The sequence below is a fragment of the Microbacterium sp. H6 genome (assembly GCF_003314775.1).
GTDB lineage: Bacteria > Actinomycetota > Actinomycetes > Actinomycetales > Microbacteriaceae > Microbacterium > Microbacterium oxydans.
The window spans coordinates 468-13,278 of record NZ_QOAY01000291.1; the positions used below are offsets into that span (position 1 = coordinate 468).

General features: G+C 69.4%; 9 protein-coding genes. 3 read left to right on the forward strand and 6 right to left on the reverse strand.

Annotated elements, in window-relative coordinates:
* From DSP71_RS18900 to DSP71_RS18910, 3 genes are all read right to left on the reverse strand, one after another.
* Positions 1 to 1,041 (reverse strand): thioredoxin domain-containing protein (locus tag DSP71_RS18900; RefSeq protein ID WP_147251400.1); only part of this gene is annotated, 1,041 nt, incomplete at its 3' end.
* Between the two features lie 34 nt (positions 1,042 to 1,075).
* Positions 1,076 to 1,645 (reverse strand): FMN reductase, encoded by a 570-nt coding sequence (msuE, locus tag DSP71_RS18905; protein WP_058632391.1) that lies wholly within the window; start codon positions 1,643 to 1,645, stop codon positions 1,076 to 1,078.
* 89 nt (positions 1,646 to 1,734) lie between these two features.
* Complete coding sequence (locus tag DSP71_RS18910) at positions 1,735 to 2,571, reverse strand: aldo/keto reductase (protein ID WP_046749735.1); 837 nt, start codon at positions 2,569 to 2,571, stop codon at positions 1,735 to 1,737.
* Positions 2,572 to 2,673: 102 nt separating this feature from the next.
* Between DSP71_RS18910 and DSP71_RS18915 the strand changes: the two genes are divergently transcribed.
* Positions 2,674 to 3,426: a hypothetical protein gene (locus DSP71_RS18915; protein WP_113681821.1), complete on the forward strand. Its 753-nt coding sequence runs from the start codon at positions 2,674 to 2,676 to the stop codon at positions 3,424 to 3,426.
* A 36-nt stretch (positions 3,427 to 3,462) separates the two neighbouring features.
* On the opposite strand, the gene DSP71_RS18920 is transcribed toward DSP71_RS18915, so the two are convergent.
* On the reverse strand, positions 3,463 to 4,071 hold the full coding sequence (locus tag DSP71_RS18920; RefSeq protein ID WP_233437312.1) for a TetR/AcrR family transcriptional regulator: 609 nt from the start codon (positions 4,069 to 4,071) through the stop codon (positions 3,463 to 3,465).
* A gap of 105 nt (positions 4,072 to 4,176) precedes the next feature.
* Between DSP71_RS18920 and DSP71_RS18925 the strand changes: the two genes are divergently transcribed.
* Positions 4,177 to 4,962 (forward strand): SDR family NAD(P)-dependent oxidoreductase, encoded by a 786-nt coding sequence (locus DSP71_RS18925; RefSeq protein WP_058632388.1) that lies wholly within the window; start codon positions 4,177 to 4,179, stop codon positions 4,960 to 4,962.
* 86 nt (positions 4,963 to 5,048) lie between these two features.
* On the opposite strand, the gene DSP71_RS18930 is transcribed toward DSP71_RS18925, so the two are convergent.
* Entirely contained in the window at positions 5,049 to 8,258 is a 3,210-nt protein-coding gene (locus DSP71_RS18930) for a LamG-like jellyroll fold domain-containing protein (protein ID WP_257021944.1), read from the reverse strand.
* A gap of 320 nt (positions 8,259 to 8,578) precedes the next feature.
* Complete coding sequence (locus DSP71_RS18935) at positions 8,579 to 9,787, reverse strand: DUF1624 domain-containing protein (protein WP_258546554.1); 1,209 nt, start codon at positions 9,785 to 9,787, stop codon at positions 8,579 to 8,581.
* Between the two features lie 43 nt (positions 9,788 to 9,830).
* On the opposite strand from DSP71_RS18935, the gene hrpA reads away from it, so the two are divergent.
* Positions 9,831 to 12,811 (forward strand): ATP-dependent RNA helicase HrpA (gene hrpA / locus DSP71_RS18940; RefSeq protein WP_113681824.1); only part of this gene is annotated, 2,981 nt, incomplete at its 3' end.

Genomic DNA, 12,811 nt, shown 5'->3' on the forward strand with positions numbered 1-12,811 from the left:
GTTCCATCCGGTGATCACCTTGCCGTCGACTGCCGGGGGCACCAGGTCCGCGCGCTCGGCCACCGGGCGGAGGTAGTACCCGCCCTCGGAGCGCACGCCGTCGATCGTCGACTCGGAATCCTGCGCCGCGCCGAATCCGCCTCCGTCGCGCGGGAGCACGCCCGTCAGGAACGAGGCGATACCTCGCACGGTCGGCTCGTCTCCCCCGTCACGAGCGATGTCGAGCAGCTGCGCGTTGTCGGTCAGCATCCGCTCGTAGTGCGGCACGGTCCAGTCGCGCCCGGTCGCGTAGCGGAAGAACCCGCCGTCGGCGTCGCGAAGGTCGGAGGCCGCCATCGCGGCGAGCGCGCGCGCACCAGCGGCAGATGCCTCCGGCGCACCTTCTCGCACGAGGGGATGCTGCAAGAACCGCAGTGTGGTGGCGACGGGGAACTTCGGCGCGCCGCCGAAGCCGCCGAACCGGCGGTCCTCCCGCTGCGCGATCGCCTCCGCCGCCGTCGTGATCGCAACGACATCCGGGACGTCCGATGGCGCCGATTCCGCTGCTCGGGCGAGTGCGTCCGTCACGGCATCCGCCGACTCCTCGGCCTCGGTGCGACGGAGCGTCCAGGCCTCCCGCACCGCGGCGAGGACCTCACGGAAGGCGGGCATCGGCGCACGGGCCTCCGGCGGCCAGTACGTGCCGGCGTAGAAGGTGCGTCCGCGCGGCGTGGCGAACACCGTCAGCGGCCAACCCAGGTTCTGCGTGAAGGCCGAGGCCGCCGCCATGTACGCACCGTCGACCTGGGGGTGCTCCTCACGGTCGACCTTGACGGCGACGAAGCCCTCGTTGATGAGCGCCGCGGTGACGGGATCGGCGAAAGACTCCCTCGCCATCACGTGACACCAGTGGCAGGTCGAATAGCCGATCGAGATGAGCAGCGGCACGTCCCGCCGCCGGGCCTCCGCGAAGGCCTCCTCACCCCACGGGTGCCAGTCGACCGGATTGTCGGCGTGCGCGCGCAGGTACGGGCTGAGGGTGTCCGCGAGCCGATTGGTCATAGCCTCCACGCTACGCCGCGCGTGGCGACTGCGGTCAGCCGACGAGGAGTTCGACCGGACGCGAGGCCGCGTACCCCACCAGCGGCAGCGCACGCTCGGCTGCCAGAGCGATGCGGGCTTCGAGCACCTCGGAGGTGATCTCGTAGCCGTCGAAGTCGGTGTTGCTGGCGTAGACGCCGAGGGGCAGGGTGAGCGCCTGGAAGAACGCGAACAGCGGACGCAGCTGGTGCTCGATGATGAGCGCGTGCTTCTCGCCGCCGCCCGTCGCGGCGAGCAGCACCGGCTTTCCCACCAGGTCGTACTGACCGACGAAGTCGAACAGGTGCTTGAAGAGCCCGGTGAACGACGCCCGATACACGGGGCTGCCCACGATCAGCAGATCGGCGGACTCGATCGCCTGCAACTGCGCCTCGACCTCCGGCGGCAGCTGGTCACGCTGCAACGCGCCGGCCAGCCCCGGTCCGATCTGCGTCAGCTCGATGAGCTGCGACTCGATGTCGGCGCGCTCGGCGATGGCGGCCGTGATCGCGCGGACGAGGGCGGTCGTCTTGCTGGGCTCGTGCAGGGATCCCGACACGGCGACGACACGGTACGGAGCTGTCATGCCTCGACGGTACTCAGGACGACGCCCCGTGTCGCGCGAGGCGACACGGGGCGTCATGTAGGCCCGGAGGCTCCGTCTCCCCGAGAGGGTCAGTTGACCTCGTCCGGGTGCGAGCCCACGCGGCCGGAACCGTCGAGCGGGTCGAGGGCGTCGATCGCGGCGATCTCGGCGTCGGTCAGTTCGAAGCCGAACACGTCGAGGTTCTCGCGCAGGCGCTCGGCGCGCACCGACTTCGGGAACACGATGATGCCCTTCTGCAGGTGCCAGCGGAGCACCGCCTGCGCCGGGGTGACCCCGTGCGCGGCTGCGGCATCCGCGACGGCCGGGATGCCGAACAGGTCGTACTTGCCCTGGCCGAGCGGACCCCACGCCTCGATGCGCACATTGTTCGCGTCGGCCCAGGCGACCTCATCGCGGCGCTGGTACGCGGGGTGGAGCTCGATCTGGTTCACAGCCGGGACCACGCCCGTCTCCTTCACGGTGCGCTCGAGGTGCGGGACCAGGAAGTTCGATACGCCGATGCTGCGGGTGAGACCTTCCTCACGCAGCTCGATCAGCTTCGCGAACGCGTGCACGTAGTCGTCCTTGGCCGGGGTGGGCCAGTGCACCAGGTACAGGTCGACCTTCTCGAGACCCAGCTTCTCGAGGCTCTCGCCGATGGCGGCGCGGGGCTCGTCGTCATGGTGACGGTCGTTCCAGAGCTTCGTCGTGATGAAGAGCTCGTCACGGGGGATGCCAGAGGATGCGATGGCGGCACCCACGCCCTCCTCGTTGCCGTAGATCGCGGCGGTGTCGATGTGGCGATAGCCGATCTCCAGAGCCTCGCTCACCGCCTTCTCGGTCTCTGCCGGCGGCACCTTGAAGACGCCGTAGCCCAGCTGGGGGATGGAGTTGCCGTCGTTCAGTTCGAGTGCAGGAATCGTCATGTCTCCAGCCTATGACCTGTGATGACAGGTGGACCCGGCCGGTGACGAAAGAAGTCGGTGCGGTCGCCGCAGTGCCCGACCGACTTCCGTAGGCTGAGGTCGATGAATGAACGCGACACGTCCGGCGATGAGGAGTATCTCCCGCCCCCGCCGCCCGCGGCCGAGACGCATGATCCCGACGAGGATGAGACACGGGTCGTCACAGCGACGAAGAGGCGCAGTCGGACCATCGTCATCCTGGTCATCGTCGTCGCCGCCTTCCTCCTTCTCGGAACCATCGGGGCGAATCTCCTTCTCGCCGCCGGTCTGCGCGCCGAGATCGGCGAGGGACGCGGACAGTCGACCACGGCACCATCGACATCGGCGACACCGGAATCCACCCCGACCACGACGCCACCCCCTGCCCTTCCGACATCGGGGTGCGGTGAGCTGTGCGCCGCGGCCTCGACGGAGGTCGGAACCGCTGCCGGCGACTGGAAGCTCGAAGGCGAGTGGACGGATACTCCGAACGACCTCGGCTCCCGCGACGCCACGACCGCCGTGTTCAGCTCCGACACCGGACGCGCCACGCTGACCGTGCTGCAGTTCGCCTCCGACGAGGAGGCAGCACAGGCCGCCATCGACATCCGGAGCAGGATCGGCGACCCCACCTACACGGAACAGGTCTTCGATGACGGGTCCGGCACCCGATACGACTTCGAGGGAGCGACGATCAGCCGGGTGGTGTGGCACCTCGACGCGCAATCGCGTCCGCATGCTCCCGGGCGCCTGTACCTCGTCGAAGCGCCCGCGAACGCCGCGGACAGCTTCGCCGGTCAGGCCGCCTACCGCTTGTATCTGGCATTGCCCGTGTAGCGACGGCGCCGCGCACGGGCCGGTGAGCGGACGACGTCAATCGAGTCCGCTCAGCCCTTGCGACATCGACCGGAAGGCGTCGACTGCGCGCACGGCGGGACGAGGGCCGTCGGGATCCGCCGCCCACTGTTCGAGCCCGACACGGATCGAGGCGGTCGCGACGGCGGCGAGCAATGCGGCATCCCACACGGCGAGGCCGCGTTCCTGAAGGATCGCACGCAACCTGCGCTCGGAATCATCGTTCACACGCAGCCACACGTCGCGCATCTCGGAATCGTCGTCGAGTCCGCGGAGCACGCCGAGCATCGTGTCGAGTTCGAGCCCGTCGGCGATGCCCGCACCTGACTGTCCCTCGGCGAGCTGCGCCTCGATCACGGCCGGGATCTGCTCACCCAGAGCCCCCTCTCCGACCTGCGCGAAGGCCTCCTGCCACCGTTGCGCGCCGACGCTGAGGATCGGCGCGATCGCGTCTTCCTTGCGTGCGAAGTAGCGGTAGAACGTCCGCACCGAGACGCCCGCACGCGCCGCGATCTGCTCTGCGGTGACGCCCGCCACGCTCTGCTCCGCGAACAACGCGGCCGCAGCGGCAGCGATCTCGCGCTCGGTCGCGGCCCTGCGGCGCTCGGTGAGGGTCGACGTCTCCACCGTCACAGCGTACGGGAACAGATCCGCGCACCGGCAGGTTGGGACTAGGTGGCACAACATGCCAAACAGGCATATCCTGCCAGTACTCATCACGAAGGGAAGATCATGAACCGCTACGAAGGACGTCGGGCTCTCGTCACCGGAGGAGGGTCGGGCATCGGCCAGGCCACCGTGCTGCGGATGCTCCGTGAAGGCGGCAGCGTCGTCGCCGCCGACGTCAGCACCGAAGGCCTCGACGACACGGTCGCCAAGGCAGGGCCGCTCGCCGAACGCCTCACCACCGTCACGATGAACATCGCCGACGAGGCCTCCGTTGCCGCGGGCGTCGCCGAAGCCGTCGCCGCTCTGGGCGGACTCGACGTGCTCGTCAACGCTGCCGGCATCCTCCGCTCCTCGCACACCCACGAGACGACGCTCGACCAGTTCGAGCAGGTCATCCGCATCAACCTGGTCGGGACGTTCCTCGTCATCCGCGCGGCGATCCCCGCCCTGCAGGAGGGCTCCTCGGCCGCCGTGGTCAACTTCAGCTCTACCTCGGCCGGATTCGCACACCCCTACATGGCGGCCTATGCGGCCAGCAAGGGCGGCGTGCAGTCGATGACCCATGCGCTCGCAGCGGAGTACGCGAAGAGCGGTATCCGCTTCACCGCGGTGCAGCCGGGGTCGATCTCGTCCGGCATGACCGACGGGTCCGGACGGAGCAACCAGAGCAACGGCCCCGGCCTCCCCGCCGACGCCGACATGAGCCTGTTCATGAAGCTCGCACCCGCGATCGGCGAGGGTTTCGCCGGGCCGGAATCGGTCGCCGGTGTGGTGGCGATGCTCGCGAGCGAGGACGGCGCCTTCATCACCGGCACCGAGGTGCGCATCGACGGCGGCACCCACTTCTGAGATGCCCGGAGACGTCTGAGAGGCGCAGAGGGGGCACCGGCCGATGCCGGTGCCCCCTCTGCGTCTGCGCTCAGCCCAGCGGCTGCTCAGCCACCGATCCGGGTGGTCTTGACCTCGTTCACCCGCACGACGTTCGTGCCGGTCGCGGTGCCGGCCCGGTAGGAGAACACCGAGGGCGAGCCCTCGCTCTGCAGCGCCGCGGTCGCGTCACTCGCGGACACCTGCCACGTCGCCGGTTCCGGCTGTCCGTCGGCCCACACCTTGGCGCGGATCGTGGTCGAGGACGACCCGGTCGTCTCGGTCGACAGATGGAACACGGTGCCGGCACTCCAGGTCAGCCCCGGCACAGCGGCGCTCGCGATGGCCGTCCCGTTGCGCTGGATCACGACCCACGTCGCCCCATCAGCGCGGTGCCACGCCAGGGCGCGGTAGCCGGCGTCCGCGTTGCGCCGAGAACCCGCTCCGACGTAGACGGTGCCAGACTCCGGACCGCCGGAGAGCGTGTAGGACATGGTGGTGGCGGCATCCCGCACCGACGCATCGTCCAACAGCATCTCCCTGGTCTGCCCGGCGACGAGGTCGATCACTCCCGCACCGTCGGCCACCGAGAGAGCCGTCGACTTCCCCTGCATGGGCGTCCATACGCCACCGACCTCAGCAGTGCCCCAGCCGGATTCCACCGCACGGTCGAACCGGTCGGATGCCACCACGACATCGGCCACGACGGGAGCCGTCACCGCGACCTGCTTCTCGCTCGACGCCGACAGTCCGCTGCTGTCCGTCACCGTCAGCCGCACGGTGTAGGTGCCGGCCGCCGCATAGTCATGCGTCGCCGTCGCGCCGGTCGCCGACGAGCCGTCGCCGAAGTCCCACGCGTAGCCGCTGATCGACGCTGCGCCGTCTGCGGTGGATCCCGACCCGTCGACCGCGACGGTCAGGTCGGTCGCCTGGGCCGTGAAGGCCGCCGTCGGAGCCTTGAGGCCCTTGCCCAGCTGGAAGTGCGAGCGCACCTGGTCGGCGTTCAACGCGAGCGGGTACACCGCGGCCTCGTCCAGCGATCCCTTGAAGTAGTTCGACGAAGGAGCAGAGGGCCAGCCCGTGAGCGCGTCTCCCCCGATGCGGAGGTAAGCGGGGTCGGTCTTGGCCGTCGTGACCGCGGCGTCGGACGCGACGAGCTCGCCGTCGACGTACAGCTTCATCCCGGCCGCACCCTGCGACGCGACAGCGTGATGCCAGACGCCGTCGTTCAGCGCCTTGGTTCCGGCGATCGTGGATCGGGCCTGCCCGGCGAAGACGCCGAAGGTCAGGGTGCCGCTGTTGGCCATGTACAGCTGCCGGTCGACGCTCGCGGAGCTTCCCGTCTTGGCCGCTCCGGAGCCGATGAGCATGCCACCGGTCTTCGTGGTGGTCTGGAACCAGATCTCCGCGGAGAACTCGCTCGACACCGGCGCCTTCGCATCGGAAGACACCCGCCCGTTCGTGGTGCCGTTGAACGTTGTCGAACCGGTGCCGCTGTTCTCGATGCCCGACGACGAGGCTGAGGCTCCCGTGCCGCTCACCGGGTTGTTCGATCCGGCCCAGTCCTTCGAGACGTTGCCCATCGGGTAGTACAGCGAAGGCTTGTCCGCGAGGATCTTCTTCGAGTAGGCCGAGGCGGTGCCCGCCGTGGCCTTCGCGTTCACGCTCGCGCTCGTGGCGATGTTGCCGTCACGGTCCTTCGCGACCACCGTGTAGCTCTGCGTGGCTCCCGGGGTCGCCGTCGGGTCGTCGAGGGTGACCGTCGTCTGCTTCCACCAGGTGCCGTCCGCTGTCGCGGTGGCCACAGGCTCGGTGGCACCGTCGCGGCGCAGCTCGTAGGTGAGGGTCAGGTCGTCCCTGTCCCAGTTCGTGGGGATCGACACCCGGGCGCTGCCGGGGACGGGCGAGGTGCCCGCCGTGGGCTTCCATGCCGCGTCGGAGAGCCGGGGCCCGTCCTTCGCACCACCCGGAGGGTTCGTGGAGAAGCGCACGATTCCCTCGAACTGCCCGTTGTTCACCGAGCGGAACTCTCCGCCGATCGAGATCATGTCGCCCGCGCCCGTGATCGACAGGCCCGCCTGGCCGAGGCCGCTCGTGGTGCCGACCGCGAAGTCGGGCGCCCACTGGTACGGCGACGGAGCGGGGGTGCCGGCCCAGTTGGCGTACCCGGAGTAGGTGTTCGCGGAGAGGGTTCCGCGCGCGTCGGCCGTGTAGGCCTCGGCGTACTGGTACACCGCCGGGTTCTTCTGCGGCTGGAGCCCCATCGTGTTGCAGGAATGCATGTGGCTGGTCGTGTAGACCACCTTGCCGGTCGAGTAAACGCCGTAGTGATCGCCGTGGCAGTCTGCGATCCACCGCACCGCACCCGTGCCGGCCTCAGCGGCGAACGTGCCCTCGAGGTTGCCCCCGCCGGCCCAGCTCCACCCGGTGCCGTAGACGGTGTTCGCGTCCGTGGCGAGCGCGAAGATGCCGGAGTTGCTGCTGCTGCCGCTGTTCTTCACGACCTTGGAGATGCCCCAGGCGGTGTCGGCGGCACCCGTGGACTTGTCGACCGCTGCGGAACCGCGCAGGCTGCTGCCGTTCACCGCGGAGAAGCGTCCTCCCACGATGACGTTCGTGCCCGCCGGGTCCATGACGAGGGCGTCGACCTGGCGGTCGGCCTGCGGGGCCCAGCTCAGGAGCGCTCCGTTCTTCTGGTCGAAGGCCGCGAGGTTCTTCCGGGCGACGCCGTTGGCCTGGGTGAACAGACCGCCGAGGTAGATGTTCGACCCGTCGGTCGTGATGGCGTACACGCCGCTGCCGCCGATCGACGGCGCGAACTGCGGGACCAGCTCACCGGTCTTGGCATCGAGCGCCGCGAAGTTCCAGCGGTCCTTCCCGTTCACCTTGTTGAACGAGCCGCCGATGTAGATGCGGGACCCGTCGGGAGACGCGGCGACCGCCTTGATGACGCCGTTGACCGTCGGGGCGAACGAGGACAGAGCACCCGAGACGATGTCGTAGGCCAGCACGTTCGAACGGGCGGTGAGGGCTGTCCCGGACGCCGCCTTCGGCTCCCGCGCGTTGTCGAACTTGCCGACCGCGTACACCGTGGTGCCGATCGTGGTCTGCGCCCATACGTAGCCGTTGTCGATCTGCACAGTCGGGATCGGGTCCGACGTCACCACGTTCTCGTCGCGCTGCAACTGCGGCGGCATCGTCGGCGGCACATCCGCCGCGGCAGCCGCCGTCGCTCCCACACCCGACAGACCCGCGATCAGCAGACCGGCCGTCAGCATTGATGCGACGACACCTCTTGTCCGTCGCCCGAAGCGTGCCCGTCGCCCGAAACTCGTGTTCCCCACCGTGACTCCCCAGTCGATGCTGTCCCGAACGCGGCGTGATCATCCCCCGCGCGCTCGACGACATCGAGGCGGCGAAAGATCGCCGCGACGCGGTGGTGTGAACTCCCCAGTTCGAAACTCCCCAGTCCGACCAGCCATGCCAGTCGGTCGCAGACGCCAGACAGGCGTTGCGCACCCACGGTAACACATCGCGCCTCCCGATCCGGAGGAACGCTCGAAGCCGGCCGGATCAGCGCCACCGCACCGCCGCCATATCAGCGCCGCGGCACCGCCGCCATCGCCGCTGCCCCTCGTCCGACCAGGCGTTCCAGCGGGCCCCGTCCGAAGAACATCGACCAGAGCGTCGTCAGGAGCAGCAGTCCGAGCGCGGTGGCCGCCCAGAAGGCGTTGCTCGAGAAGAACCCTCCTGGCCCGGCCACCAGCACGACGGAGACGACGTGAGCGCTGTATGCCGTCAGGGGCATGGAGCCGAGCGCGCCGAGCGGCAGCAGCACCCAGCGCAACGGCCGGCTCAGCAGCAGACACAGCGCGATGACCACGAGCGCGAAGCCGCCCGATCCGAGGATCTCTGCGGTGCCGCCGCTGTGCGGTTCGACCGCGAACACCGCGGTGAGCACGGCGCGGAGGGGATCTGTCTCGGTCAGCGCCTGCGGGTATCCCTCCCACCCGGAGGGCGGGGAGACGACGCTGCCGGAGCTGCCGTCGGAGAAGGAGCCGCCGCCGGAGAAGGAGCTGCTATCGGAGAACGAGCTGCTGCTGAAGCCCCCGGCGAGTCCCGCTGCCTGACCGATTCCGCCCAAGCCGTAGCCGATCACGGCGAGCACGAATCCGATCCCGAGCGCGACCGCCGCCGTGCGCAGCCGCTCGACGTGCAGGCGACCGAACGCCATGCCGGCGAGCACCAGCGCCATCCAGACCGTGATCGGATACGTGCCGTAGAGCACGAATCCGATACCGGAACCGTAGGGGTTCAGCATCACCGCGTTCAGGAAGGCGAGCAGAGACGGGCCCAGCAGCGCGAGCACCGCGCTGGCGCTCAGCAGCTGCCAGGGCCGCCACCGCAGGAACGGGATGACCGCGACGTAGAGCAGACCGTAGAGCGTCAGGATCACGGCGATCGGGGTGTTCAGCATCTCCAGCGCCAGCCCGATCACGAAGATCACCGCACCGCGCCCGATCAGCTGCAGGCGGATGCTCGGGATCCGCTCGCGGTCGGGACCGGCACTGCGCCCGGTCATCAGGGCGATCGAGATACCGGCGAGCACCGCGAACAGGATCGAGGACCGCCCGTGCACCAGGTCGGTCCACGTCGAGGGGTCGAACCAGTCGAATGCCTCTGTCTCGCCGATGTGCGCTCCGGCCATGCCGAGGATCGCCAGTCCTCTGGCGATGTCGAGCCCGAGGATGCGCGGCGGCCGCCCGAACTCGCGGAACCACTGGACAGGAGCGAGAGCGGTGATCACCCCATGATCGTAGGGGGCGATTCCCGGCATACGATGGAGGGCTATGTCTTCTCCCGTGATCTCCTATCCCCCCGAGCTGCCGGTCAGTGCGGCGAGGGCCGAGATCGCCGACGCCATCCGCGACCATCAGGTCGTGATCGTCGCCGGTGCCACGGGATCGGGAAAGACCACGCAGCTGCCGAAGATCGCTCTCGAGCTCGGGCGCGAGCGCATCGCGCACACCCAGCCCCGTCGCCTGGCCGCACGCACGATCGCGGAGCGCGTGGCCGAAGAGCTGCAGGTCGAGCTCGGCACGATCGTCGGCTACAAGGTGCGCTTCACCGACAAGGTGTCCGACGCCACGCGCATCGCCCTGATGACCGACGGCATCCTCCTCAACGAGATCCACCGCGACCGTCTGCTCACGCGCTACGACACGATCATCATCGACGAAGCGCACGAGCGCTCCCTCAACGTCGACTTCCTGCTCGGCTACCTCGCCCGCATCCTTCCGGAGCGTCCGGATCTGAAGGTGATCATCACCTCCGCGACGATCGATCCGGAGAGCTTCGCGAAGCACTTCGCCGCTCCCTCGGAGACCGGCGGCGACGGAACCCCCGCCCCGATCATCGAGGTCTCCGGCCGCACCTATCCGGTGGAGATCCGTTACCGCGGGCCGGTCGAGGATGCGGACGACGAGAGCTCGCCTGCGAAGCCGGAGGACGAGGTGTCGGCGATCGTCTCCGCCCTGCGGGAGCTCGACCGTGAACCGCCGGGAGACGTGCTCGTCTTCCTCCCCGGTGAGGCCGAGATCCGCGACGCCGCGGACGCGGTGCGCGGCGCCTACGCGAACGACCGCTCCCCCACCGAGGTGCTGCCGCTGTTCGGCCGCCTCTCCGCCGCCGACCAGCATCGGGTGTTCGAACGCAGCAGGGTGGCCGGCGTGCGCCGTCGGGTGATCCTCGCCACCAACGTGGCCGAGACGAGCCTCACCGTGCCCGGCATCAAGTACGTGATCGACACCGGCACGGCGCGCATCTCCCGCTACAGCAACCGCTCCAAGGTGCAGCGGCTTCCGATCGAGCCCGTCTCGCAGGCCTCGGCCAACCAGCGTTCCGGTCGCGCAGGCCGCACGAGCGACGGCATCGCGATCCGCCTGTACTCAGAGGACGACTACGACAGGCGGCCGGAGTACACCGAGCCCGAGATCCTGCGCACCTCGCTGGCCTCGGTCATCCTGCAGATGCTGTCGCTGGGCTTCGGCGACATCACGGCGTTCCCGTTCCTCACCCCGCCCGACTCCCGTGGGGTGAAGGCCGCGTTCGACCTGCTCACCGAGCTCGGCGCCGTCGAGGCGTCGCGCAGGGACGGATCCCCGCACCTGACCCGCATCGGCCGCGAGATCTCGCGCATGCCGATCGATCCGCGGTTCGCACGCATGCTGATCGAGGCGGGGCGCCCTTCGACGGGTTCGCCGACCCACTCGTCTGTGACACGCGACGTGCTCGCGATCGTCTCCGGCATGACGATCCAGGACGTGCGGGAGCGGCCAGAAGAGCGTCGGGAGGAGGCCGACCGCCTGCATGCGCGGTTCGTCGACCCGACCAGCGACTTCCTGACCCTGCTGAACCTGTGGAACCACCTGCGTGAGCAGCAGCGCGAGCTCGGTTCGAGCGCGTTCCGTCGACTCTGCCGCTCCGAGCACCTCAACTACGTGCGGGTGCGCGAGTGGTTCGATGTGCACCGCCAGCTCCGCACCCTCGTGAAGACGAACGACCGTGACGGGGAGGGCGGGGGCGCCAGCGACCCCGATGCGATCCACCGCGCCCTGCTCTCCGGCCTGCTCTCGCAGATCGGCATCCTCGACGAGCGCACCGCCCCCGCCGGCAAGACGCACGCCCCCGCGAAGGAGCAGAAGGGTCGGCGCATCGCGGAGTATCGCGGAGCCCGAGGTATCCGCTTCTCGATCTTCCCCGGCTCCGGGCTGCGCAAGAAGAGCCCGCGCGCGGTGATCGCCGCCGAGATCGTCGAGACCTCCCGCACGTTCGCACGCACGGTCGCCGCGATCGATCCGGCCTGGGCCGAACCCCTCGCCGGGGATCTGGCCAAGCGCCAGGTGACCGAGCCGCACTGGTCCAAGGATGCGGCGGCCGCTGTCGCGTTCGAGAAGGTGACGCTCTTCGGGCTCGAGATCATCCCGCGCAGGCGCGTGCAGTTCGCGCGCATCGACAGAGCCGCCTCACGCGAGCTGTTCGTGCGGCACGCGCTGGTCGAGGGCGAGTGGGATCCGACGCGGATCGACAAGAGGGTGAGTGCGTTCTGGCGCAGCAACGCCGAGCTGCGCAAGCGCCTCGAGAAGCTGGAGGAGCGCGAGCGCCGCCGCGACATCCTCTCGGGCGACGAGGCCGTGTTCCGTTTCTACGACGAACGCATCCCCGCCGAGGTTTTCGATGTGCGCTCGTTCGAGAGCTGGTGGCGCGAGGCCATGGCGGCCACGCCGAAGCTGCTCGTGATGCGCGAGAGCGACCTGATCGACGACGAGGAGCGCGCGGATCAGCGCGAGTTCCCGACCCGGTGGACGCAGGGCGATCAGGTGCTCGGCCTCGCCTACCGATTCGAGCCGGGCGCCGACGACGACGGAGTGAGCGTCGTCGTGCCCCTGCCCCTGCTCGCCCAGATCGAGGATCGCGGCTTCGACTGGCAGGTTCCCGGCCTGCGTGCCGAGCTCGTGACCGGCCTGCTGCGCGCTCTCCCCAAGGCCATCCGTCGCCACGTGGTGCCCGCGGCCGACTGGGCGGAGAAGTTCGGTGCCGAGCTCATCGACGAAGGGCCGGAGTCGCACGGCGGTCTGCCCCCGCGCACGCTCAGGGAAGCCCTCGCCCGTCGCATCCAGCCGCTCGCCAATCAACTGGTCTCCGCCGCCGACTTCGACGATGAACGGGTGCCCCCGCATCTGCGCATGAACTTCCGCGCCGTGGACGAGCGCGGCAGGGTGGTCGGCTCCGGACGCGATCTGCGTGCCCTGCAGACGCAGCTCTCCGACCG

Bases quoted from the DNA above. Each gene is read 5' to 3' on its own strand.
- msuE (WP_058632391.1), bottom strand. From the start codon at position 1,645: ATGACAGCTCCGTACCGTGTCGTCGCCGTGTCGGGATCCCTGCACGAG.
- DSP71_RS18910 (WP_046749735.1), bottom strand. From the start codon at position 2,571: ATGACGATTCCTGCACTCGAACTGAACGACGGCAACTCCATCCCCCAG.
- DSP71_RS18915 (WP_113681821.1), top strand. From the start codon at position 2,674: ATGAATGAACGCGACACGTCCGGCGATGAGGAGTATCTCCCGCCCCCG.
- DSP71_RS18925 (WP_058632388.1), top strand. From the start codon at position 4,177: ATGAACCGCTACGAAGGACGTCGGGCTCTCGTCACCGGAGGAGGGTCG.
- DSP71_RS18930 (WP_257021944.1), bottom strand. From the start codon at position 8,258: ATGCTGACGGCCGGTCTGCTGATCGCGGGTCTGTCGGGTGTGGGAGCG.